This window comes from Okeania sp. KiyG1, assembly GCF_014132355.1.
GTDB lineage: Bacteria > Cyanobacteriota > Cyanobacteriia > Cyanobacteriales > Microcoleaceae > Okeania.
In genome coordinates, this window is the sequence record NZ_BLZO01000011.1 from 112496 (window position 1) to 136412 (window position 23917).

The window sequence follows — 23917 nt, forward strand, 5'->3', positions numbered from 1 at the left end:
TAACGTAGTTCCTCCGGAGGAGGAAAGCTCACCGCTAATTGCTTAATGCTTACCTCTTTTTTTGGAAAAAAGTCAAAAAAATCGGGTCTCCATGCTGAATTTTTAAAGGAATAAAAAATCAAACTCAGGATTTTATTGCCTCCCTATTCCACGAAGTACTGATAACTGAATTTGTTCCTAATTCCAGTTAAACTTCATTCCTAAATACTCTTCTAGTCTGTGGTTATGAATTTAGAAATAATCATTTAAACTCCTACGGATTTATTCATCAATAAATGTTGGAAATAATCTCATAACCTGATTGTAGTCCACCCAAATTTCAATCTATTTTTTTTGGAAAAAAGTCAAAAAAATCGGGTCTCCATGCTGAATTTTTAAAGGAATAAAAAATCAAACTCAGGATTTTCTTGCCTCCCTATTCCACGAAGTACTGATAACTGAATTTGTTCCTAATTCCAGTTAAACTTCATTCCTAAATACTCTTCTAGTCTGTGGTTATGAATTTGGAAATAATCATTTAAATTCCTACGGATTTATTCATCAATAAATGTTGGAAATAATCTCATAACCTGATTGTAGTCCACCCAAATTTCAATCTATTTTTTTTGGAAAAAAGTCAAAAAAATCGGGTCTCCATGCTGAATTTTTAAAGGAATAAAAAATCAAATTCAGGATTTTCTTGCCTCCCTATTGCAAGAGGTACTAATAACTGTTGACTGATGACTGATAACTAAATTTACTCTTAATTCCAGTTAAATTTCATTCCTAAATACTCTTCTAGTCTGTGGTTATGAATTGGGAAATAATCATTTAAACTCCTACGGATTGATCGATCAATAAATATTTGAAATAATCTCATAACCTGATTGTAGTCCACCCAGATTTTAATCTCTATTTTTTTGACAAAAATTTCGGATATCAAGCCTTCCTTTTTGAGGGAATAAAAAATCAAATTCAGTATTTTATTGCCTACCTATTCCAGGAATTACTGATAACTTTTAACGTAAACATTCAGTTATTAGCTGTCAGCTCTCAGCAATAAAACTCTGCTCTTAAAACTATACTCTATAAACACCTTTTTTAAGATAAAACTTGACCAAAAAGAGAAGTTAGAAGTTATGTATTTGCTATTAAATCAATTTTTGCCCTCTTCCTTCTTCCTTAGCTGATAGCTGACCGCTGTTTGCGCAGCATGACCTAGGAAATGCTTACCTATTAACTGATAACTGAATTTACTCCTAATTCCAGTTAAACTTCATTCCTAAATACTCTTCCAGTCTGTGGTTATGAATTTGGAAATAATCATTTAAACTCCTACGGATTGATTCATCAATAGGAGAATAATTTCCCATATTATAATTTTTGTACTCCGAGAGTCGATATTCTGGCAAATCTAAAAATTTTAAAACCTTCCCCATAGTAACTTCTGGATAGGCATAAAAATCTTCACTTTTCAAAATTAGGAATTGTTCCCGTGGAAATAAACTCATCCATTCCTTAAAAAACTCAACATATACTCCTCGTGCTAAATAATTTAATTCCTTCATCCAATAATTAACTTTTTCAGGAGCTTTCGTTAGCTTCTCTAAATCTAATTGAATAGCCTCCTCAAAAGATCGATTTTCCCAGTTTAATCGTAGCCATTGATAATATTGAGATATGGCTCTATCCACAGGATTTCTTAAAAGTATAATTAACTTAATTTTAGGGAAAACTTGAAAAATTCTTCTTGCAGCATTCGGATAATCAAAATAACTAGGACTAGCTTCCCCTGTCAGAAAATTTTTCCCTTTTGAAATTGCTGGAAAATGAGCTAGATACCAATTTATAGACTCATTAAATTTCCAAGACCAAAAATCCATTTCTTTTTTAATCGGAGGAATAATTTGTGGATGTTGAGTCAGATAACTATAAAGGGAAGTAGTACCTCCTTTTTGAACTCCAATAATGATAAAATTCGGTCCTTGTACTTCTTCTAAATTCCATGGTTGAGATACTAATTCAGGGTATGATTTCTGAGTTCGCTGATAACAAGTAGTTTGATAATAAGGTATAGCTTCTTCAATTTTATTCAAACGAGTTAAAGCCTCTCCTATATTGAAGTAAGACCAATAAGAATCAGGATTAGACTTTTGAAATTTCTGGAAAAAAGTGAGTATTTCTGATAGTTTATCCTCTCTCACAAAAGCTTCCCATATATTGTAATAAAACCACCAAGATAGGTCTGGATTAATTTCAATAGCTTGACGATAAGCTACAACTGCTTCATCCCATTTTTGCTGTCGAGTTAAGGCAATACCTAAATTATAATAAGACTGACTATTTGGATTTAATTCTATTTTTCTTCGGAGTTCTAAAATTTCTTGGGATAACTGGTATTTTTTATCTAAAACTTGCTGTAGCTTGTGGCAAATGTCTAAGTCATCTTGATTAATCTCGAGAGCCATTTTATAAAAAATAATCGCCCCATTATTCTTATCTGCTTTAGCTAAATTATTTGCCATTTCTACAAATAAATTTGGATTATCCTCTAAAAATTCCAGTAATTTATCGTAAATAAGATATTGCCCTCGGTGCTGAATAGCTTGATGATAATCCTGAATTGCTGCATCTATATTGAAATGATATTTTTGTTCTATAGCATCTCCTAACTTACTGTAAATTCCTGGTGATTCTGGCTGCAACTTAACCACATAAATATAGTTATATATAGCTTCATCCCATTTTTTTAACTCTATTAAAGCATTACCTAAATTGTAGTAAGACCAAGGAAAACTTCGATCGATTTTAATTGCATTTTTATAAGCATTAACAGCATTTTCCCATCTTTGTAATTTGCTTAAAGCATCTCCCAAATTATAATGAGACCAAGAAAAATTATGATTTAATTCTATAGCGCGATAGTAAAATTTTATAGCTTCATCCCAGTTTTCTTGTTGATGTAAAACCTGTGCTAAATGATAGTAATACCAAGAAAAATTAGGCTTTAGTGTAATAGCTTGATGGTAGTTTTCAATTGCTAACTCCCATTTTTTCTGTTTAGCATATATAGTTGCAAGTTTGGCATACTCTTCAGGTGTATTCGGATTTAAGTTGGTGCTTGATGACATAAAAGTTGTTCATTAATGGATAATGGATAATGGATAATGGATAATTGATAATTACCTCTGGTTAAAACCGTTACGGAATTGAATATCAGGAGATATTATTTCTTCTCTTGGTCGATTGGATATGGTTAGGAAACCCATCCATCCCACCCTACGGGAAGCTCCGCTACGACCGCTTTTTTTTCCCCTTAAAAGGGGAGGCTTCAAGGCGCGAATTATTTAATAATTAATAATTAATAATTAATAATTCGGTAATAGGTAATTGGCACATTTATAAGCTTAAAACTCAAACAACGCAATATTTTTGCTTCTCTCCTAAATAACTAAACATCTTCTTCCTTCTTCCCTTTTTCTTCTTCCTTCTACTATATCAAATAAAGTTTGTAGATTATACCAGCTTGATAAATATTTGCTACAAATAGACTGGCTATTTCTTAAGAGTTAACCCACCCCTAACCCCTCCTGGGAGGGGGAGTCACCGACTCAGAATAAATGGCTTCGATATCGTTTTTTAGGTCGGAAATTATATTTTTCGTCAAATAGACATCCACTGCACTTGTCTTTTAAATAGTAAGCAGTATTAAAGTAATTTATAGAAAATATCTATTGGACGAAAAAGATAAATTACTATATAAAAAATGGTATCAAACCTATTCCCATACGACTCCTGACTCCTGTCTTCCCCTCCCCTCCACGGTCGGGGTTAGGGGTGGGTTGGGAGGGGTTAGGGGTGGGTTGACTCCTAAGCAGTAACCTAAATATTTGTAGCAAAGATTTATCAAACTGGTATTATCCCTACTCCCTTATTTAGATGAAAAAAACCTATCTATTTACACAGGGTAAATCTTCCTATTATCCCGACTCCCTACTCCCTTATTTAGATGAAAAAAACCTATCTTCTTACACAGAGTAAATATTCCTATTATCCCTACTCCCTACTTCCTACTCCCTTATTTATTTACTCAATTCCGACATAATGAGATAATAGTTAGTAACACAAAATATTCTAGAAATTCAATGGGTATATCTATAGAAGTTGACAAAACAACCTTTGCCACCGAAGTCTTAAAAAATTCCCACCAAAAACCTGTTTTAGTAGACTTTTACGCTACTTGGTGTGGTCCGTGTAAAATGCTCAAACCAATCTTAGAAAAATTGGTTCAAGAATATGACTTTATCTTAGCTAAAGTTGATGTAGATCATAATCCAGAATTAGCTCAGACTTATGGTGTAGAGGGAGTACCAGATGTTAAAGTCGTAACTCAAGGAGAAGTTAAACCAGGTTTTGTCGGAGTTCTTTCAGAGCCAAAACTACGAAACTTTCTAGGTGAACTTAACCTTAAATCAGAACTAGAAACAGAACTAGAAACACTGCGGAACTTAACAAAATCTGGAGAACTAAAACAAGCAAAAAATCTTTTAGACCAGCTTTTTCAAAAATATCCTCGTAATATTAGTTTAATCATAGAAGCTGCGAAATTTTTAGTAAGCTTAAATCGATTAGAAGAAGCTCAAAAACTAATAGAAACTATAGGAGAAAATAACCGAGAATTTTATCCCCAAGTACAAGCAGTAAAAGGACTAATTCACTTTAAACAAGAAGCAGAAAACCCTGGTGATACTGAACTAGATAAAATGTATGCTCAAGCTTGTAGCTTAACACTATCAGCTAACTATGAAGAAGCACTAAAATTATTTTTAGATATAGTCACCAGGAATCGTAAATATAAAAATGACGGCGCACGCAAAGCAATGCTGGCAATATTTAATATCTTAGGAGATGATAACTCTACCAGTAAAGAATATCGAAAGCAACTATTATTAAACTTGTACTAAAAATAGTTCTTCATTTTAACTAGCTATCAGCTATTAACCCTTCATATAGAATCTGGTTATATAGTTATGTTCATAATTCTATAATTAGGGCTTGCTGATTAAATCTAAAAGTATTTACAGATAAAGGTTTTAGCCTTTTTGGGGCCTTTAAAAAGTGCCTGGTTTTCAGCCTAAAACCCTCAAAAAGTTAGTATTTTAGGCGCATAGTTGGGCAGAAAAATCATTCTGATAATTCTTACTCCTACCTCCTCGCTCGTACCCATTTCTCCTGTCTTCCCCTCCCCTCCTGGGAGGGGTTAGGGTGGGTTGGGAGGGGTTAGGGGTGGGTTGTCTCCTACCCTCACCCATAAGACTTTTTCAGCAAACCCTAATTAGGGTTTGCGTATGGAAAGTCTTTTTGCTCTTTGTAGGAGTCAGGAGTCAGGAAGACCGAGTCAGGAGGAATGGGGAATTTAGAGGAAGCAGTAAGAAGAATTATCCATTGATTTTTCTGCCATAGTCAGCTCAAAATCCTAATTTTTTAGTCGCTCCAGCTAAAAAAGTTGCACCCCTTCCGGATTTCAAAAGGCTAAAACCTTTGCCAGTAAACGTTTTTACATTTAATCAGCACAGCAATAATTACTTCAATATTTAATCTCCCCCACTCCCCCACTCCCCCACTCCCCGCTCCCCTGCTTTTTAAACTCCCATTGGCAGGACTAAACCTTCGCGGGCCATAACTGCCTGGGGAAAAGCTGCTTTGACTTTTTTTGCTATTTCATCTAGAAAATCATCACTATGAGTAGGTTCATGGTGAAAAATTACCACCCGTTTGACTCCTGCCGCTTTAGCTACTTTGATTGCTTCCTGCCAAGTCGAATGTCCCCAACCAACCTTAGAAGACTTGGGATTATGATACTCATCATCAGTGTACATAGCATCGTAGATTAATACGTCAGCATTGCGGGATAAATGTACCACACTTTCATCCAAGCGGTCGGGAAAATGTTCTGTATCAGAACAATAAACTACCGTCTGTCCATTCCATGTCACTCTATATCCCATTGCTGTGTTAGGATGATTAAGAGACCCAGTCTCAATCTCAATATCATCCAGCATCATTTTTTCCCCATGCTGAAGCTCATAAAAACGTAAGTCAGCCTGAATACCATTTAAAGGAATAGGAGAGTTATAATGTAAGATTCTCTGTATGAAGTGCTTTTTCATTGACTCCCCTTCTGGAGGTATAGCTCCGTAGATATGAAAAATATTTCCTTGGGTAAAAGCAGGAGTAAATAAAGGGAAACCTTGAATATGATCCCAGTGATAATGAGTGAAAAACATATAAGCTTCTATTGGCATTTCCTGCATCATTTCCTCACCTAATTCTCGTAGACCAGTACCGCCATCAAATATCAGGCGCTTACCAGCTATTTGCATTTCTATGCAGGAAGTATTTCCACCATATCTAATAGTATCTTTTCCTGGAGTAGGAACACTACCTCTTACACCCCAGAACTTCACTAAAAAATCTCCTATTTGTTCAGGCACCTTGGAGAAATCAACACAATCTTGAGTTAGCACTTCAGAAGAAGGTTTAGTTTCCATATAAATTTTCTTATAGCAGTTTCCACTTTATTAATTTAAAGATTTCTGAATTTTTGGGAAATTGAACTAGGGACAGAGACATAGAGCACCACAAGAATTGGTTAAGACATTTTTCAATCCTGTTCGTGGAGCGTTTCCGCACCGAAAACCCTTTTAAAGTTAGCTATTCCCTATTCCCTATTCCCCAGCGCGTAGCGCCTTATGTTTCAAACTCTCACACTGTCCATGATGGCGTAATAAATGATCACATAGCACTATAGCTACCATTGCTTCTACCATAGGCACAGCTCTAGGTAAAACGCAAGGGTCATGCCTTCCTTTAGCTGCCAACAATGCCTCTTCACCGCTACGACTCACAGTACGCTGCTCTTTACGAATTGTAGCAGTTGGTTTAAATGCTGCCCGCAACACAATATTTTCTCCATTAGAAATTCCTCCCTGTACCCCTCCAGAACGATTAGTAACAGTCCGAATTTCCCCTTGCTCATCTGTATAAAATTCATCATTATGCTCGCTACCTGTCAGAGTAGTACCCGCAAAACCAGAACCAATTTCAAATCCTTTGCTCGCTGGCAAAGACATTACACCCTTAGCTAAATCTGCTTCTAACTTATCAAATACAGGAGAACCAAGACCTTTCGGCACATTCCTGGCCACACATTCAACCACACCTCCCAGAGAATCTCCCACATCCCGTATTTGCTCTACTAATTCAATCATCCTGTCTGCACATTCAGTATCTGGACAACGGACAATATTACTTTCTACTTGCTCTATAGTCACCGTTTCTAGGTCAACAATGGCCTCTAAATTTTTGATGCGCTTCACATAACCGACAATTTCCACGCCAGAATATTGTTTGAGAATTTTTTTAGCGATCGCCCCTGCAGCAACACGTCCAATTGTTTCTCTAGCTGAAGACCTCCCCCCACCTTGCCAGTTCCTGATACCATACTTAGCATCATAAGTTGCGTCGGCATGAGATGGACGATATTTACTAGCCATCTCCTGATAATCTTGTGGACGAGCATCCTTATTTCTCACCAAAATCATAATTGGCGAACCCAAAGTTTGACCTTCAAATACTCCAGACAGTATTTCACAAATATCTGTTTCTTTGCGTGGCGTAGTAATCTTGCTTTGACCTGGACGCCTACGGTCTAACTCATATTGAATTTCTGCAACATCTATTTCTAGTCTTGGAGGGCAACCATCAATTATAACTCCTACTCCTCCTCCGTGGGATTCACCAAATGTTGTGGCCCGAAATAGATGTCCAAATGTGTTGCCCATGAAACTCAAACTACAATAAAGGATTAAGACCTATATTTTAACCTGTTTTCTTTCAAGAAAGCACTCAGCGATCGGCAAATACTTTGCTCGGTCGAGAGTTTCGACTTAGTTAACAATTTGCGATACGGAGCGCGATATAATACGCTAGTTCTCACACTCAAGTAGTAACGATGGTGAAATTTGTATCTTCTGCACTAATCGCGACTTAAACATTTCTGGCAGTCTATCTATATAGACATAGACCTCTCCAGAAATCCCGCTCCCTACTAGAAACGGTACAGTCAGGGTTTGAGGATTTTTTCTGATGTTGATTGACAAAGACTTAAATGTAGGTATAGACTGAACAGATGCGGTTGGGCAAGACCCGTCAATGCCTGTGGATGAGTAACCGCCGACGGTAGGGACGTTGCATGCAACCTCCTTACAGCAGTGAAGTAAACATCAATTTGTCACGTTATGTGACGCTTTGTGTCAGTTTTATAGAGCAGTTGAGTGACATACTCCCACACTAAGCTTACGCTATAGTGTGGTCTTCTCGTTTCGCTGACCTGCCATTGAATCGGGTTCCACGAGGTTTAAGGACGGAATGCCCTGCCTCCCTATTTTTTATAATATTTATCGCCACGTTTACATCGCGGTCTATTACTATGCTACAGTGGGGGCAAGAGTGGATTCTTTTATATAATTCCTTCTTAGCTTTTTAACCACAATTTGAGCAATCTTGGCTGGTATTTTTTGGGTTTATTGCTATAGTATTCCGTCCAGTCTTGGCCTCTTTTCCTAGGTCATGCTTCCCTACGGGATGCTGCGCAAACGCAAACAGAGGAGCTTTCCTATGGTCATGCTGGCCAAACACTAACAGCTTTGACAGTTAAAATAGTTAGGAATTGTCCCCATCCACCATCATTAATTGACTTGCTCAATCGGGTTTTTTTAGCCCTTTAATATTTAAGTTTTAGTTTCAAGACCCTATTATTAGAGGCCAGTTAAAATCAGTAATAATCTCCCGTTAAATCTGGATAATGACAACGAGAGAGTATTAATCAACACCTAATCTTCGTGTTCATCAAAAGGGTCTCTTAACTCCTTAGCGGGAGGTCCGAAGGCTGTGTAAATTGAAAAGCTAGTAATGGCCACAACCATTACACCGATGGAGATACTAAGAACTGTTGCAGGTTCCATATAATTCATTAAAATTATGAGTGTTATAGTTTATAAAAATATAGTCACATAAGACATATCCTTATTTTACAGGTGTTGCCATGGCTGGGTGTTAGCGTTTGCCTAGCATGACCTAGGAAAGATCCTCCAGAGGAGGCACTACAACACCACTCCAGTTGCTTTAAGTCGGGGGACCCGCCCAACGCACTGGCTCCTCTATTCCATGGCCAAGGAAATTTGGGACTACTTTTTCTTTTCCTCTTTGCATGATTATCTCCCTGATTCAATTTCTGCTTGGTCATAATACAGAGGCTTGGACGTAGGTTCTGATGTGTCTAGAGGTAGCGTGTCAGTCCAGGAATTTCACCCTATTAAAATCAGATCGTTGACTCTTGAGGCTATTTGATTGTCTATTATTGCAGAAATTGTTAAATTATCTAAGGTAGTCGCCCAAATTTCTGGAGACAAAAGAGTATATTTAACTACATAAGACTATATTTATGTACAACGTTTATTATACAATATTATTACAAAAGATTAAAAAATTCTGCTGAATTATAGATTACATAGAAACTTATGGCACAAAGAACTGGATTAGGAGACCTGCTCAAACCTTTAAACTCTGAATATGGTAAAGTATCTCCCGGTTGGGGAACTACACTATTAATGGCAGTTTTTATTGGCTTATTTTTTGTCTTCTTGTTGATTATTCTCCAAATCTACAACTCTTCGTTGTTGTTAGAGAATGTTGATGTGGACTGGGCTAGTCTCACTAAATAAGATGAATTAAAGAGTAGGGCGAAGAAATTCAAATAACTAAAATTTCTCCAGCCCTAGCTATATCCTTAAGTACTAATCTCAGATAAATTTTAGGAGTAAAAAACAAGATGAATATTTTTGGTATTGGTCTCCCGGAAATGATTGTAATTTTAGTCGTAGCTCTTTTGATATTCGGTCCAAAGAAGCTACCAGAAATTGGTCGTAGTTTAGGGCAAGCGATAAATAGTTTTAAGGCAGGAGCTAAAGAGTTTGAAAATGAGTTTAAACGAGAGGCAAAACAGTTAGAAGAAGGGTCTCAAGTTAGTCAGTATGCACCTGAATCAGAGTCAGAAAAAGTAGTAACTGTTTCTTCTCCTACAGAGACAAGCCAGAAAAGCTAGTGCCGCTACGGGGAAGTCAAAAGTCAAAAGTATTGATTGGAAAGACTTTTAAGATTTTGTAACTGGTTAGTTATTTATGCCATCCTGAAGTAGTTGGTAAAAGTAGAGAAAAAAATCACCTGAGCCAATCCAAAAAATTATTATATTTTTGACAATTTAATTTTAATTCTTAAAGTAATGAAAGAGGAGGCATCAGGGCAAAATTTAGTGATTCCTCAATTAATTGTAGGTTTGGGAAATCCAGAGCCGAAATACGAAAGAACTAGGCACAATATAGGATTTGCAGCAGTTGATACTATCGCCAATATGTGGCAAACTTCTCTATCTGAAAACCGGAAATTTAAAGCGGAAATTGGAGAAGGCAGAGGTATAAAATCCGATAAAATTTATTTGCTCAAACCCTTGACCTATATGAATAGGTCTGGCCAATCAGTGCGTGCGGTGTTAGATTGGTATAAATTGCAACCCAATTCAGTGCTGATTATATATGATGATATGGATTTACCAATGGGACGACTGCGACTACGGCTATCAGGGTCGGCAGGTGGCCATAATGGGATGAAGTCAGCGATCGCTCATTTAGGGACTCAAGAATTTCCTCGTTTACGGATAGGTATAGGTAAGCCAAAGAATGCTGGTGCTGAAAGTAGAGATCCAAATACTATTGGTCATGTTTTAGGAAAGTTTAGCCCAACGGAAAGTCAATTAATGACTCAAGTACTGAAATTAGTTGTAGAGGCAGTAGAGCTTTCTATGAGACAAGGAATAGAAAAAGCGATGAGTCTCTATAACAGTCGTAGTGTCAGCTTACCAGAAGATTAATTTACTATCAAAAATGGAGCGAGTGAGGACTCCTGGTAAATGGGAGATTATACCGGGAGATAAATCGCGACTAAACAAACAAGCTAGCACTCCATTCAGATAGAATTATGAAACAATAGGAATATGCTTAAGATGCAGGGTTCGGTCAGTTCTTCAATATCTTAGCTTGGGTATGCAAGAAACGAGGGGTTTATTTTGGCCAGGTAGACTACAGATATACCAGTCAAATTTGTCCAAATTGTGGATCACATACAGGCAAAAAAGATTTGTCTGAACGTATTCATAGATGTCCTGAATGTCACTACGAAATAAACCGTGATGTAGCAGCAGCAAAAGTAATTTGTCATCGAGGTGTTACTGCGGCCGAGTGCAGATCGTGGTTCAACAAATTGACGCTCGTTGGCGTACTGTCGGGGGTTGGAGACAATCTAGATAAGTGCCACTTAAGCTGTCACCCTAAATCGTGAGGTTTGGGAATCTTCCGTTATAATCTTTAGATTTAACGGCAGAGGATGTCAATAATGAGTTATAAAGGTTTACCAGAAACTACTGCTTATGTCAGAGTAACTCGTCAGTCTTGGCAAAAAGGCACTATCGAAGGAGAAGTAAGTGCTGGGTCATTTAATTGGCATTTTAAATGGGGTTTTCGCCATAAAAAAACCCTTTACATTCAACCTTCTCAAGGACGTGCTTTAATTCAAGAACCTTTAGGTAGGTTTCTAGAAAAATGGGATTATCAACTAGAAGCTGGTGGAGATTACTATTTTACAATTAAAGCAAAATTTTAGGGTGCATCTCAATGCGTGAATAAAGCCAAAAATTTATCGTTTTTAGGGAACAGCGGTCAGACCCCGCGTCGGCGTTAGACGCAAGGGAATGCTGACCAAGAGAGGGAACAGGGAACAGGGAATATATAGGAAAAAAGTATTTTTGCAAATAAATATGAGATGCACCCAAATTTTAGAAAAATTTAAGATATTAATTAGGTTGGTGGGAAATTTTAGTTGAACTTTAGCTGAAACAGATTAAAAGTAATTGTAAGTATAATAAAAGTTATACATAAATATAGTCATATATAGTCAAGTGATGTCAAATATCTTCGTTGATTTATACAAGCATAGCTACTAAATATTTGACAAAATTTAATAACTCCAAGGCTAAAGGTTTAATAGTATAATGAAATTGGCACGCTTAGTTTCAGACTAAATAATCATAAAAATTCCGAACTCCTCGAATCCTAATATAATTTTAACCCCTTGATTTATGAAATTAGTTGAGAGACATATCCCATACAAAAATCATCGGTTTTATGCTGAAATTGACCGACTGTGTTTATTGTCTAAAAATCTCTATAACTATGCTAATTATTTAGTTCGTCAGTCTTTTATATTTGAAAAGACAAATCTATCTTATTATGACCTGCAAAAAACACTCTCTACTCAATCAGATTATCAAGCAATACCAGCTAAAGTATCTCAACAAATCTTGATGATTTTAGATAGAAACACCGAAAAGTTTTTAGCAGCAAACGAAGTTTATCTAAAGAACCCATCAAAGTTTAAATGCTCGTCCTCGTCTTCCTAGATATAAAAATAAAATAAAGGGAAGATTTCTTGTAGTTTATACCACACAAGCAATCAGCAAGAAGCAATTAAAACAAGGAATTATTAATCCCAGTCAAACAGGGATTTATCTAAAAACATTAGTACCTACTTCACAAATTAAACAAGTTCGTCTCATTCCTAGACTTAATCATTATGTAATTGAGGTCATTTATGAAGCAATGCGAGAAACAATACGAGCTAGAGAAAAATCGTTGTGCCAGTATTGATATAGGATTAAACAACTTAGCTACATTTTCATGTCGGCGACAGCCGAAACCTTTAATAAGCGCCGGAATAAAACCCAAGAGTGATCAATGGCAGACCGTTAAAATCTATAAATCAATACTACAACAAAGTTAAGAGTTCCTTACAATCTCAACTCAAAGAAAATCAATGGAGTAAGAGGCTGAAAAAGCTGATGCTAAAAAGAGAATTTAAAATCAACGATTATCTTCATAAACCATCTAGTTTGATTATTAATACCCTGATTAATCAGAAAATAGGAACAGTAATAATAGGACACAATCCAGAGTGGAAGCAGAAGATAAACTTAGGGAAAAGAAATATTTCATATTTTGTATCTGTTCCCTATAACAGGTTAATAGAAATGTTATCTTATAAAGCCAAGATGGTAGGGATAGATGTAATTATTACAGAAGAATCTTACACCTCCGCATCAAGTTTTATAGATAATGATTTGATTCCAGTTTACACTGAAGGTGAGAAAAATAATGTCACCTTTTCAGGAAAAAGAATAAAGCGATGCAGCGCCGCCAAAGGGGGTTTCCCCCATGAACGACTGCATCAAGACAAAGAGGAATGCAATTGTACCGCAAGCATTGGATTAATTAATGAGTCACGTGAACGGTTCTTTGAACATTATGAAAAAAGTAGTCCCAAATGTCTTTGACCATGGGATAGAGAAGCCAGTGCGTTGGGCGGGTCCCCCGACTTAAAGCAGCTGGCGTGGTGTTGTAGTGCCTCCTCCGGAGGAGCTGCGCTAACACCAGCGTCAGAGTAACACCTGCGCTCCGAAGGATATGTCATATTTGACTATATTTTTATGAACTATACAAGTTAGTGATGATGTAGATTCAACGTCCAACAGCAAATAATAACTTCAAATCTAAGTATTTATAAGTATTTATTACCTAAAATCCACACAAAAATGCCAAAAACTATAACTATTGAAATGAAATTATTCTAGCCTTTGACCTACCACCTAAAATCTATCACCTACCACTTAAAACCTATCACCTACCACTTAAAACCTTCTTCAAACCCAAAACCTTCTTCAAAAAAAAATTTATGAGTAAATTTGTATTTATAACTGGTGGAGTAGTTTCCAGCATTGGTAAAGGAATTGTAGCAGCAAGCTTAGGCCGTTTGCTCAAATCACGGGATTATTCCGTATCTATTCTGAAACTAGACCCCTATATCAATGTAGACCCAGGTACCATGAGTCCCTTCCAACATGGAGAAGTATTTGTCACAGAAGATGGGGCAGAAACAGACCTTGACTTGGGTCACTACGAACGATTTACAGATACCTCCATGTCCCGCCTGAATAGTGTTACCCAGGGTTCAATCTACCAAGCAGTCATCAATAAAGAAAGACGAGGCGATTATAAAGGAGGCACAGTTCAAGTTATTCCTCATATTACCAATGAAATAAAACAGAGGGTACATAGAGTCGCCAAAAATGCTAATCCAGATGTAGTAATTACAGAAATTGGGGGGACCGTAGGAGATATTGAATCTCAGCCATTTTTAGAAGCTATTCGGCAATTTCGTAAAGATGTGGGACGAAATCATGTGTTATATATCCATGTTACCCTAGTCCCTTGGATTGGGGCAGCAGGGGAGATGAAAACTAAGCCTACTCAACATTCAGTCAAAGAGTTGCGCTCTATTGGTATTCAGCCAGATATTCTGGTCTGTCGATGCGATCGCCAACTTAGCTCCAGCTTAAAAGAAAAAATGTCTGAATTCTGTGATGTACCTGTAGCATCCGTAATTACATCAAAAGATGCCGAAAGTATTTATGAGGTACCTCTAATGTTAGAGGCAGAAGGACTAGCGGTGCAAGCTCTAGAATTATTAAATATGGAGCAACGCCAGCCAAATCTTGGTAAGTGGCAAACTTTGGTCAATCGTCTTTATCATCGGGACAATCCTGAAATAGAGACAAAAAATGTCCAATCATCTACTGCTACAACTATTGAAATTGCCATAGTAGGTAAATATATTCAACTGAGCGATGCTTATTTATCAGTGGTTGAGGCATTACGCCATGCTGCAATAGCTATTGGTGTGGACTTAAATCTGCGTTGGGTCAGTTCTGAAGATGTGGAGGCCAAAGGAGCAAAGACCTACCTGGAAAAGGTGAATGGGATTATTGTTCCGGGAGGGTTTGGCGTGAGAGGTATTGATGGAAAAATAGCTGCTATTGAATATTCTCGGTTGCAAAAAATTCCTTTTTTGGGGTTATGTCTGGGAATGCAATGTGCGGTAATTGAGTGGGCACGCAATATAGCAAAATTGGAATCTGCTCATAGTGCGGAGTTTGACCCTGAAACACCAAACCCAGTGATTAATTTGTTACCCGAACAACAAGATGTAGTGGACTTGGGTGGCACTATGCGACTGGGACTTTATCCTTGCCGTCTTCAAACGGATACATTGGCATTTAAAACTTATCAACAGGAGGTGATTTATGAACGTCATCGTCATAGATATGAGTTTAATAATGCTTACCGGAACTTGTTGTTAGAAACAGGATATGTTATTAGCGGAACTTCTCCTGATGGTAGATTAGTAGAAATTATTGAACTTCCCACTCATCCTTTCTTTATTGCTACACAATTTCATCCAGAGTTTCAATCTCGACCTAGTACCCCTCATCCTCTATTTTATAGCTTTTTTCAAGCTGCTAGTTCACAAGAAAAATGTTATGATTTGTCTGTAAATAATGCTGAAGCTATTCTAGATAATGTAGTTAACACGGGTTCTATCCTAAGTGCTGACTAGGTTATTAGTTACTAAAAAAGTTTTTATTATTGTTTGTTATCAGGTTGAATCGCCTTATCTTAGGTAATTACTAAATAATCTTAAGTACAGCATTAAGTATTGTTATATTTTCTAATATTAATTGTTGATAGTTACCTTTGATCGTTCAAAAGTGGTTAACTTTTTGATTAAGGAAGAAATCTTTTTCATTGAGTAGTAATTTACCAGATCGAGGGTGACTCAATAGTGCTGATTGGACTTTTAGAGTATAGCAGTTAAAGCAAAGGTTAGGACAGCTCAAGAATCTAAAACTTAGACCAGGCAAGATGTTTCCTTCTGCCTTCTGCCTTCTGCCCTCTGCCTTCTGCCTTCTACTGTAACTTGCACTAATTTGGAGAAATGCAAGAAATCAAAGCTTTGAGGGGGTCTTATGGCCTACTGGATTAAAATAGATTATGAAAGAAGTAAATACTTGATCGATCTTGATCGTATTACTGCTTTTTCTTGTCAGTCAAATAAGCGACTAACTTTCTGGTTGCCAAATAGCAGTCAGCTAATTATTTTAAATAAACAAAGTTGCGAATATGAGTATCAGTTAGTCCTAGAATATATTAAAGACAAAATTGAGATAAACTATCTACCTAATAGTGAATTTTGGGTGCAAATTATGTACGACCGCCATGAATGGTTTATCAATTTGAATTGTATTAGTACATTTGCTTTTGAACCAAATGGTCGTATAACTTTTTGGCTACCAGATAGTACAAAAGATATTATTATTAGTCCTAATATAGATCCGGAAGCTTATAAAAAGGTTGTGGAATTTATCACAAAAGTAACAGGGTATTCTTTACCTTGAAGAAGGAAGAAAGTCAAAAGTCAAAAGTCAAAAATAAAAAGTCAAAAGTAAGAATTTAAGAAGTAAATTATATATAGTGGTCAATTAGGAGTCAACGATTTAGCAAGTATTTAGGGCTTGCTGATTAAATCTAAAAGTATTTACAGATAAAGGTAAGTGCCTTTTTGGGGTCGAATTGCAGTGCCTGGGAACAGCTCTTCACGCTCAAATTTGAGCGTATTTTAGGCGCATAGTTGGGCAGAAAAATCACTATATCCAAAACGCCCGCTCCTACCTCCTCGCTCCCGACCCTTTTCTCCTGTCTCCCCTCCCTCCACGGTCGGGGTTAGGGGTGGGTTGGGAGGAAGAGGGGAGTGGGGAGTGGGGGAGTGGGGGAGTAGGGGAGATTAAATAGACATCTTCAATAATAAAAAATCAAATCAATAATTTCTCTGTACAGACGTTGCATAAGGGCGTCCCTACTATGGATGGAGGAGATGTGTAATATTGAAGTAATTTAAGAAATTATAAATTATAAATAGATATTATATAACCGGATTCTATGTGCAACCCCACCGGATTTGATATAAGAATTTTTCAGCAAGCCCTATTTATGCTTAATATTTAAGTGAGAATTTGACTCCTGATCGAGGTAACGGGCGAACGGCCAAAAGCTTGCGCATAACTATCGTTAACGCCCCTACTACCTGACTCCTACACCTACTAAAAGACTTTTTCAGCAAACCCTAATGAGTATGGAAACTTGCCCAAGCTAATTTAGCAGCTCCTACAATACCAGCATGATTACCTAATTTAGCCGTTAATAATTTTAAGTCCAAACGAGAACTCAACAAAACTCGTCTCTCAATTTCTGCTTTAGCTACAGGCAAAAAAAGTTCTGCACCAGCACTCACTCCCCCTCCAATAATTACAGCTTCTGGTGTCAAGATATAAATCAAACTTGCCAAACCTGCACCCAAAAGTCTGCCATAATATTCCCAGAATTCTAGGGCAAATTTGTCTCCAGTTTGAGCCAAGTTTGCTAATTCCAATGGTTCTTTACCAGTAGCTCGACGAATTGCCTGAACAGAAACATATTGTTCTAGAGACCCACTATTACCACTGTTACACTCTGGCCCATCAGGATTTAAAGTAATTAACCCTAACTCTCCCGCAGCCCCTAAATGACCTACAAACAATTGACCATCTAAAATAATTGCTCCCCCCACACCAGTACCCAGGGTAAGCATAATCATATTTTTAAACGGACGACCCGCACCTAGCCAAGCTTCTCCTAAACCAGCACAATTAGCATCATTAGCGATAACTACTGGTAAACCAGTCTTTTCCTCCAAACACTCAGCCAAGGGAACATTTTGCCAATCTGTCAAATTAATTGCTACTTTAGATATTCTACCTTGGGCATCAGTAGGGCCAGGTAGTCCAATACCAATAGCTTGAATAACTGCTGAGTTATCTGGTTGAGATTCAGCTACAGATAAATCGGGTGGATTAACACTAGAATTGTTGAGTGAAGAACTATATCTTAAACCAGAGTTCGCGGAGCGCTGCAATAATAAAATCGCTTCTACTATCACATCAATTACTGCTATTGGGGTTGCAGGTTGAGGAGTCGGCAAATTCAAAAATTGATGACAAACTCCATCTTTGTCAAAACGCCCCAGTTTAATTGCTGTCCCCCCTATATCAATACCTATTACCTGAATATTCATGTTAGTTAGTCTGTGTTCTTGTATAATTTCCCCAGCAAAACAAGAAACTTCAGAAGGAAATTGGTAACAGTTATGCTTGTCTGCGAGCTTTCTCTAATCATCTCAGATTTAACGGGAGAGAACTTCACTTAAAATCTTTCAACACTAGAATTAAATATAGGTTCAACCCGGATAGCAATTATAGCAGAGGGACGAACAACCATATATTCTCCTTGAATAGTCTTAATTGGTACATTTACAAACTCTGGAGAATCATGCTTTGGAACTATAACACCACTGTACCAAGTTTGAAATTCTTTAAGAGTCAGAAAACGTACTTCTTCGCGAGCGCCACCTTCTAACAATAGGTGTATAGCAAATTCATCAGGATTTCTAGGCATATCTTTATCAGTTATCAGTTATCAGTTATCAGTTATCAGTTATTAGTTATTAGTTACCAATTATTAGTTATTAGTTATTAGTTACCAATTATTAGGTTCATATTTTCATATTTTGCGTAAGTCCTGCTCCTTTTAAAAGGAAAGGTCTGAGACCTTATTTCTTGGACAAAAGTTAAAAATATTAATTCCGACTTCTATCAAGCCAGACTAATTAATCATAATATAGGAAGATTATATTAATTAATTAAATTAACAATTAATCATTCCGCTCTATTAAACTGACCCAAAACTGCCCAAATCTAAACTTAACTAAACATAGGTAGTTTTGGCGTTAACTTCCTGTTTCAACGTGGCTTTAGTTTGGCAACTAAAGGGTTTGTCCACTCCGCAGGCCATCCCGGTAGAGCTTACCGTTTGACTTGGTAAAGTCGGAATAAATATTCCTTCAAACCATCGTTCTATATTCTTGCTGGCGTTTAAATCTCTGTCCTCGATGTGACCACAATCAGGGCAGATATAAACACGGTTTTTTAATGGCATCTTATGACGATGATTCCCACAATTAGAGCAGATCTGGGAACTTGGAAACATCGTATCTACTAGGATTAGTTGACTTGAGAATTTCTCAGTTTTATATTCTAATTGGCGTCTGAATTCATACATCCCACAATCGGCAATTGCGCCAGCTAATCTGTGATTTTTCAGAAATGCCTTAACGTGCAAATCTTCTATCTTTATAATGCTGTGGTTTTTAGCAAGATAGGTAGTTAATTTATGGATAGCGTCTTTGCGAATGTTTGCGATCCGAGCGTGGATTTTTGCTAGTTTTGTCACCGCTTTTTTGCGATTATTAGAACCTTTCACTTTCTTGCTTACTTGACGTTGTAGGTGTTTTAAACGCTTACTCATGCGTCTATAAGTTTTTGGATTTTTAAACACCTTACCGTTAGAGCAAACGGCTAATTCCTTAATTCCAATATCGACACCAACTGTAGGTCTTTGTCCTTCAATACTTGGTTTCTCAACTTCATATTTAATCGCTATAAACCATTTATCGGCAGTACGAGAAATCACACAATTATGTGTTGCTGTTACAGGTAATGGTTCGGCAAGACGCACCCAACCTATTGAAGGTAATTTAATTCGTTTACCATCATTTTTAATTTTTGGTGCAGCTTTGCTACCTGATTCTAAGTAGAACGAGTCACATTGACCTTTCTTCTTGAATTTTGGTTGTTTAGCAATTTTCTTAAAGCATCTATCCCAAGCTGTTCGCAATTCCTTTAATGCTTGTTGTGGAACATTTTTATTAGTTTCATAGTACCAAGCATTCTCAGACTTGACCTCGGCAACCAATCTTTTATGAAGGTCAATAGCTGATGGTACTTTAATTGTTTTGTCAGTTTCCCGTTGCACTAAGACATCTTTAACTAAGGCATTAGCCCAGTTGTAAGCGTGCCTTGCCACACCAGATGCTTTGCGAAAGGCTGTAACTTGTTTATTGTTTGGTTTTAGTTCAACCTTAATACTTAAAAGCATTTGACTCGACCTTTCAAATGTGTAATACTCATATCATATATGATAAGTATGGAATTGTAAATATGGCTGGAAAAAAGATTTACGGAGAGTCAAAGCGTAGGTTTACAATGACTTTGACTGAAACAGCGATTCAGTGGTTAGAAGAAAAACAACATCAGTTAGGTGCCAATAGTTTAAGCGATGTAATTGAACGCATGGCGAGAGAAAAGGTGGACAAACAGTAATATTTGTCTAGTTATGGGTAGAAATTATCAAACAGTTTCTCACCCTATTCTTTTTTCAGAGTATTTAAAACTTATCATTTAAATAAATGCCCAAATATAAAAATGGTCTGTATATCATAACACTACAACTATACTCACCCTTAAAATACTGTGGATTAACCCTTTAATTGTCAAACAAATAAATATAAATCTATGCCGCGTCGCCAAGATATACGCAAAATTCTACTTGTTGGTTCTGGTCCAATTGTTATTGGCCAAGCTTGTGAATTTGATTATAGTGGTACACAAGCTTGTAAAGCTCTTAGAGAAGAAGGATTTGAGGTTGTACTGGTCAACTCCAATCCAGCAACAATTATGACAGACCCAGAAATTGCTGAATGTACTTACATCGAACCCCTGACTCCTGAACTTGTAGAAAAAGTTATTGCCAAAGAACGACCAGATGCTCTCCTACCCACAATGGGGGGTCAGACAGCTCTAAATATAGCAGTATCCTTGGCCAAAAATGGTACTTTAGCTAAGTATGGTGTTGAGTTAATCGGGGCTAAACTACCAGCAATTGAAATGGCCGAAGACCGACTGCTATTCAAAGAAGCAATGGCTCGAATTGGCATCCCAGTTTGTCCATCAGGTATTGCTAGTAGTTGGGCAGAGGCAAAGGCGATCGCTAACGAAATTGGCACTTATCCCCTAATTATTCGTCCTGCTTTCACACTGGGGGGGACAGGAGGAGGTATTGCTTACAATCAGGAAGAATACGAAGTAATGGCACAAGCAGGGATAGATGCTAGTCCAGTATCTCAAATCCTAGTGGAAAAATCGTTGATTGGTTGGAAAGAATATGAATTGGAGGTAATGCGAGACTTAGTAGATAATGTAGTAATTATCTGTTCGATCGAAAACATTGACCCGATGGGTGTGCATACAGGAGACTCCATTACTGTTGCTCCGGCGCAAACATTGACGGATAAAGAATATCAAAGACTGCGAGATGCTTCGATTAAAATTATCCGGGAAATAGGGGTAGAAACTGGGGGTTCTAATATTCAATTTGCTGTTAACCCGGTGAATGGAGATGTGATTGTGATTGAAATGAACCCTCGGGTGAGTCGCTCTTCTGCTTTGGCGTCAAAAGCTACTGGTTTTCCTATTGCTAAAATGGCAGCAAAATTAGCAGTGGGTTACACCTTGGATGAAATTCCTAATGATATTACTAAAAAGACACCAGCTAGTTTTGAACCGACTATTGATTATGTAGTCACGAAAATTCCTAGATTTGCTTTTGAGAAGTTTCCTGGTTCCCAAGCAGTGCTGACTACTCAAATGAAGTCGGTGGGAGAAGCAATGGCAATAGGTCGCACATTCCAGGAGTCGTTTCAGAAAGCGTTGCGCTCTCTAGAAACAGGTAGAGCTGGTTTTGGTGGCGATCGCTGGGAAAAGTTGCCCAGTTTGGAACAAGTAAGAGCGGGGTTACGCACCCCTAACCCAGAAAGAATATTTACAGTACGTCATGCTTTATTGTTGGGAATGACAGTAGAGGAAGTCTATGAACTCACCGGAATTGATATTTGGTTTCTGGATAAGATGCGGGAGTTAACCGATACAGAAAAATTGATTAAGCTGACTCCGCTTAATGAGTTGACAAAAGAGCAGATATGGCATATAAAACGGCAGGGTTTTAGCGATCGCCAAATTGCTTATTGCAGTAAAACTACTGAGGATGAAGTTAGAAGTTATCGGTTGAGTTTGGGAGTTAAACCTGCTTATAAAACAGTGGATACTTGTGCAGCAGAATTTGAGGCGCTGACTCCTTACTATTATTCTACTTATGAAGAAGAGTCAGAAGTTTTGCCTTCTGAAAAACGGAAAGTAATGATTCTGGGAGGGGGACCCAACCGCATCGGTCAGGGAATAGAATTTGATTATTGTTGTTGTCATGCTAGTTATGCTCTGGGAGAGGATGGGTTTGAAACAATAATGGTTAACTCTAACCCAGAAACTGTTTCGACTGACTATGATACGAGCGATCGCCTTTATTTTGAACCTTTAACTAAAGAAGACGTACTAAATATCATCGAAGCGGAAAACCCGGAAGGAATTATAGTTCAGTTTGGCGGTCAAACTCCTCTGAAATTAGCAGTTCCTCTCCAGAAGTATTTAGAGCAAACAGCAACCCCTTCCCAAACTAAAATCTGGGGTACTTCTCCAGACTCTATTGATACCGCAGAAGACCGAGAAAGGTTTGAGCACATTTTACGAGATTTAGATATTCGTCAAGCAGCAAACGGTCTCGCTCGTAGTTTTGAAGATGCGTTGGCAGTTGCACAAAAAATAGGTTATCCAGTAGTGGTGCGACCTTCCTATGTTTTGGGAGGTAGAGCAATGGAAATTGTTTATTCTGACCAAGAGTTGGAACGTTATATGAAGTTTGCGGTACAGGTGGAACCAGAACATCCAATTTTGATTGACAAATTCTTGGAAAATGCCATTGAAGTAGATGTGGATGCTATTGCTGATGGTACGGGTCAGGTAGTTATCGGTGGGATAATGGAACATATTGAGGAAGCGGGTATTCACTCTGGAGACTCTGCTTGTTCTATTCCTTATCAAACTTTAGCTCCTGCTGCGGTGGAAACAATTCGCCAATGGACTGTTGCTCTGGCAAAAGCTTTGAATGTTATTGGGTTAATGAATATTCAGTTTGCGGTGCAAGGGGAAACAGTATATATTTTAGAAGCTAACCCCCCGTGCATCACGGACAGTACCTTTTGTCTCTAAGGCAATAGGTGTACCCTTGGCAAAGATGGCATCGCGGGTGATGTCTGGAAAAAAAATTAGAGGAATTAGGTTTTGTAGAGGAACAAGTTCCCGGTCATGTTTCTGTGAAAGAGGCAGTGTTACCATTTGCTAAGTTTCCTGGTACAGATACAATATTAGGACCGGAAATGCGCTCTACTGGGGAGGCGATGGGTATTGATGTTGACTTTGGTAAAGCGTTTGCAAAAGCGCAGTTATCCGCAGGGCAAAAATTACCTTTGGAGGGAACAGTGTTTGTGTCGATGAGCGATCGGCATAAGGAAGCAGTTGTGCCAGTGGTTAAGGATCTGATTGAGTTGGGTTTGAAAGTGATAGCTACTGAGGGAACTCGTAAGGTATTGTGTTTCCATGGTTTGGATGTGGGGTTGATGTTGAAGTTGCATGAAGGACGGCCAAATGTTTTGGATGGGGTTAAAAATGGAGAAATTCAGTTAATTATTACTACTCCTTCTGGGGAGGAAGCGCGTGCTGATGGGATTAAAATTCGGCGGAGTTCGTTAGATTATAAGGTGCCGTTAATTACGACTATTGCAGGTGCGAAAGCAACGGCGGCGGCGATTCGAGCGTTGAAGTCTGAAGTGTTGGAGGTGAAGGCGATGCAGGATTATTATTAGAGGAGGAGTCAGGAGTCATATAGAATCCGGTTGAATAGTTATTGTATAGTGGGGGAGTGGGGGAGTGCGGGAGTGCGGGAGTAGGGGAGTAGGGGAGATTATATAGAATCCGGTTGAATAGTTATTGTATAGTTGGGAGTAGGGGACCCACCCCTAACCCCTCCCTGGAGGGGAAGAGGGGAGTGGGGGAGTG

19 protein-coding genes and 2 pseudogenes are annotated in these 23917 nt (G+C 37.8%); 13 read left to right on the forward strand and 8 right to left on the reverse strand.

All coding sequences use genetic code 11. From position 1 onward, the window contains the following. Positions 1–1238 precede the first annotated feature (1238 nt). Positions 1239–3110, reverse strand: a complete 1872-nt coding sequence (locus tag SAGCYANO_RS01160; RefSeq protein WP_202218408.1) for a tetratricopeptide repeat-containing sulfotransferase family protein — start codon at positions 3108–3110, stop codon at positions 1239–1241. A gap of 1014 nt (positions 3111–4124) precedes the next feature. On the opposite strand from SAGCYANO_RS01160, the gene SAGCYANO_RS01165 reads away from it, so the two are divergent. After that, the gene (locus SAGCYANO_RS01165; RefSeq protein ID WP_202218409.1) at positions 4125–4943 is read left to right on the forward strand and encodes a tetratricopeptide repeat protein; all 819 of its coding nucleotides are present in this window, start codon (positions 4125–4127) and stop codon (positions 4941–4943) included. 678 nt (positions 4944–5621) lie between these two features. On the opposite strand, the gene SAGCYANO_RS01170 is transcribed toward SAGCYANO_RS01165, so the two are convergent. The 4 genes and pseudogenes from SAGCYANO_RS01170 to psbN form a co-directional block, all read right to left on the reverse strand. Continuing rightward, positions 5622–6530: an MBL fold metallo-hydrolase gene (locus SAGCYANO_RS01170; RefSeq protein WP_202218410.1), complete on the reverse strand. Its 909-nt coding sequence runs from the start codon at positions 6528–6530 to the stop codon at positions 5622–5624. Positions 6531–6707: 177 nt separating this feature from the next. Continuing rightward, entirely contained in the window at positions 6708–7823 is a 1116-nt protein-coding gene (aroC, locus tag SAGCYANO_RS01175) for a chorismate synthase (protein WP_202218411.1), read from the reverse strand. A 514-nt stretch (positions 7824–8337) separates the two neighbouring features. Beyond that, positions 8338–8502: pseudogene (locus SAGCYANO_RS49880) on the reverse strand (hypothetical protein); the annotation flags it as partial. A 371-nt stretch (positions 8503–8873) separates the two neighbouring features. Further along, positions 8874–9005, reverse strand: a complete 132-nt coding sequence (psbN, locus tag SAGCYANO_RS01185; RefSeq protein ID WP_124146299.1) for a photosystem II reaction center protein PsbN — start codon at positions 9003–9005, stop codon at positions 8874–8876. Positions 9006–9560: 555 nt separating this feature from the next. Between psbN and psbH the strand changes: the two genes are divergently transcribed. The 10 genes from psbH (at position 9561) to SAGCYANO_RS01235 (ending at position 16438) form a co-directional block, all read left to right on the forward strand. Then, positions 9561–9764, forward strand: coding sequence for a photosystem II reaction center phosphoprotein PsbH (gene psbH / locus SAGCYANO_RS01190; RefSeq protein WP_124146298.1), 204 nt, complete (start codon positions 9561–9563; stop codon positions 9762–9764). Between the two features lie 107 nt (positions 9765–9871). Then, positions 9872–10144 carry a TatA/E family twin arginine-targeting protein translocase gene (locus SAGCYANO_RS01195; protein ID WP_124154466.1) on the forward strand — a complete coding sequence of 91 codons (273 nt, stop codon included), beginning with the start codon at positions 9872–9874 and terminating at the stop codon, positions 10142–10144. Positions 10145–10321: 177 nt separating this feature from the next. Beyond that, positions 10322–10966 carry an aminoacyl-tRNA hydrolase gene (gene pth / locus SAGCYANO_RS01200; RefSeq protein ID WP_202218412.1) on the forward strand — a complete coding sequence of 215 codons (645 nt, stop codon included), beginning with the start codon at positions 10322–10324 and terminating at the stop codon, positions 10964–10966. A 158-nt stretch (positions 10967–11124) separates the two neighbouring features. Next, positions 11125–11433, forward strand: a complete 309-nt coding sequence (locus tag SAGCYANO_RS01205; RefSeq protein ID WP_307785794.1) for a transposase — start codon at positions 11125–11127, stop codon at positions 11431–11433. Positions 11434–11487: 54 nt separating this feature from the next. Next, positions 11488–11754 carry a DUF3146 family protein gene (locus tag SAGCYANO_RS01210; protein WP_202218413.1) on the forward strand — a complete coding sequence of 89 codons (267 nt, stop codon included), beginning with the start codon at positions 11488–11490 and terminating at the stop codon, positions 11752–11754. 475 nt (positions 11755–12229) lie between these two features. Then, positions 12230–12550, forward strand: coding sequence for a transposase (locus SAGCYANO_RS01215; RefSeq protein WP_202218414.1), 321 nt, complete (start codon positions 12230–12232; stop codon positions 12548–12550). A gap of 191 nt (positions 12551–12741) precedes the next feature. After that, positions 12742–12930 carry a hypothetical protein gene (locus SAGCYANO_RS01220; RefSeq protein WP_202218415.1) on the forward strand — a complete coding sequence of 63 codons (189 nt, stop codon included), beginning with the start codon at positions 12742–12744 and terminating at the stop codon, positions 12928–12930. Further along, positions 12878–13480: an IS200/IS605 family accessory protein TnpB-related protein gene (locus SAGCYANO_RS01225; RefSeq protein ID WP_237395504.1), complete on the forward strand. Its 603-nt coding sequence runs from the start codon at positions 12878–12880 to the stop codon at positions 13478–13480. Before SAGCYANO_RS01220 ends, SAGCYANO_RS01225 begins: the two co-directional genes overlap by 53 nt. Positions 13481–13878: 398 nt before the next feature. Next, complete coding sequence (locus SAGCYANO_RS01230; RefSeq protein WP_202218417.1) at positions 13879–15600, forward strand: CTP synthase; 1722 nt, start codon at positions 13879–13881, stop codon at positions 15598–15600. A gap of 409 nt (positions 15601–16009) precedes the next feature. After that, entirely contained in the window at positions 16010–16438 is a 429-nt protein-coding gene (locus tag SAGCYANO_RS01235; protein WP_202218418.1) for a hypothetical protein, read from the forward strand. 725 nt (positions 16439–17163) lie between these two features. On the opposite strand, the gene SAGCYANO_RS01240 is transcribed toward SAGCYANO_RS01235, so the two are convergent. From SAGCYANO_RS01240 to SAGCYANO_RS01250, 3 genes are all read right to left on the reverse strand, one after another. After that, positions 17164–18150, reverse strand: coding sequence for an ROK family protein (locus SAGCYANO_RS01240; protein WP_202218419.1), 987 nt, complete (start codon positions 18148–18150; stop codon positions 17164–17166). Between the two features lie 128 nt (positions 18151–18278). Continuing rightward, complete coding sequence (locus tag SAGCYANO_RS01245) at positions 18279–18530, reverse strand: hypothetical protein (RefSeq protein WP_202218420.1); 252 nt, start codon at positions 18528–18530, stop codon at positions 18279–18281. Positions 18531–18839: 309 nt separating this feature from the next. Beyond that, positions 18840–20069: a transposase gene (locus SAGCYANO_RS01250; protein ID WP_237395506.1), complete on the reverse strand. Its 1230-nt coding sequence runs from the start codon at positions 20067–20069 to the stop codon at positions 18840–18842. A 62-nt stretch (positions 20070–20131) separates the two neighbouring features. Between SAGCYANO_RS01250 and SAGCYANO_RS01255 the strand changes: the two genes are divergently transcribed. Both SAGCYANO_RS01255 and carB read left to right on the forward strand, forming a co-directional pair. Next, positions 20132–20293 carry a hypothetical protein gene (locus tag SAGCYANO_RS01255; RefSeq protein WP_202218421.1) on the forward strand — a complete coding sequence of 54 codons (162 nt, stop codon included), beginning with the start codon at positions 20132–20134 and terminating at the stop codon, positions 20291–20293. Positions 20294–20485: 192 nt separating this feature from the next. After that, positions 20486–23724 (forward strand): annotated as a pseudogene (gene carB / locus SAGCYANO_RS01260) (carbamoyl-phosphate synthase large subunit). Positions 23725–23917: the final 193 nt, after the last annotated feature.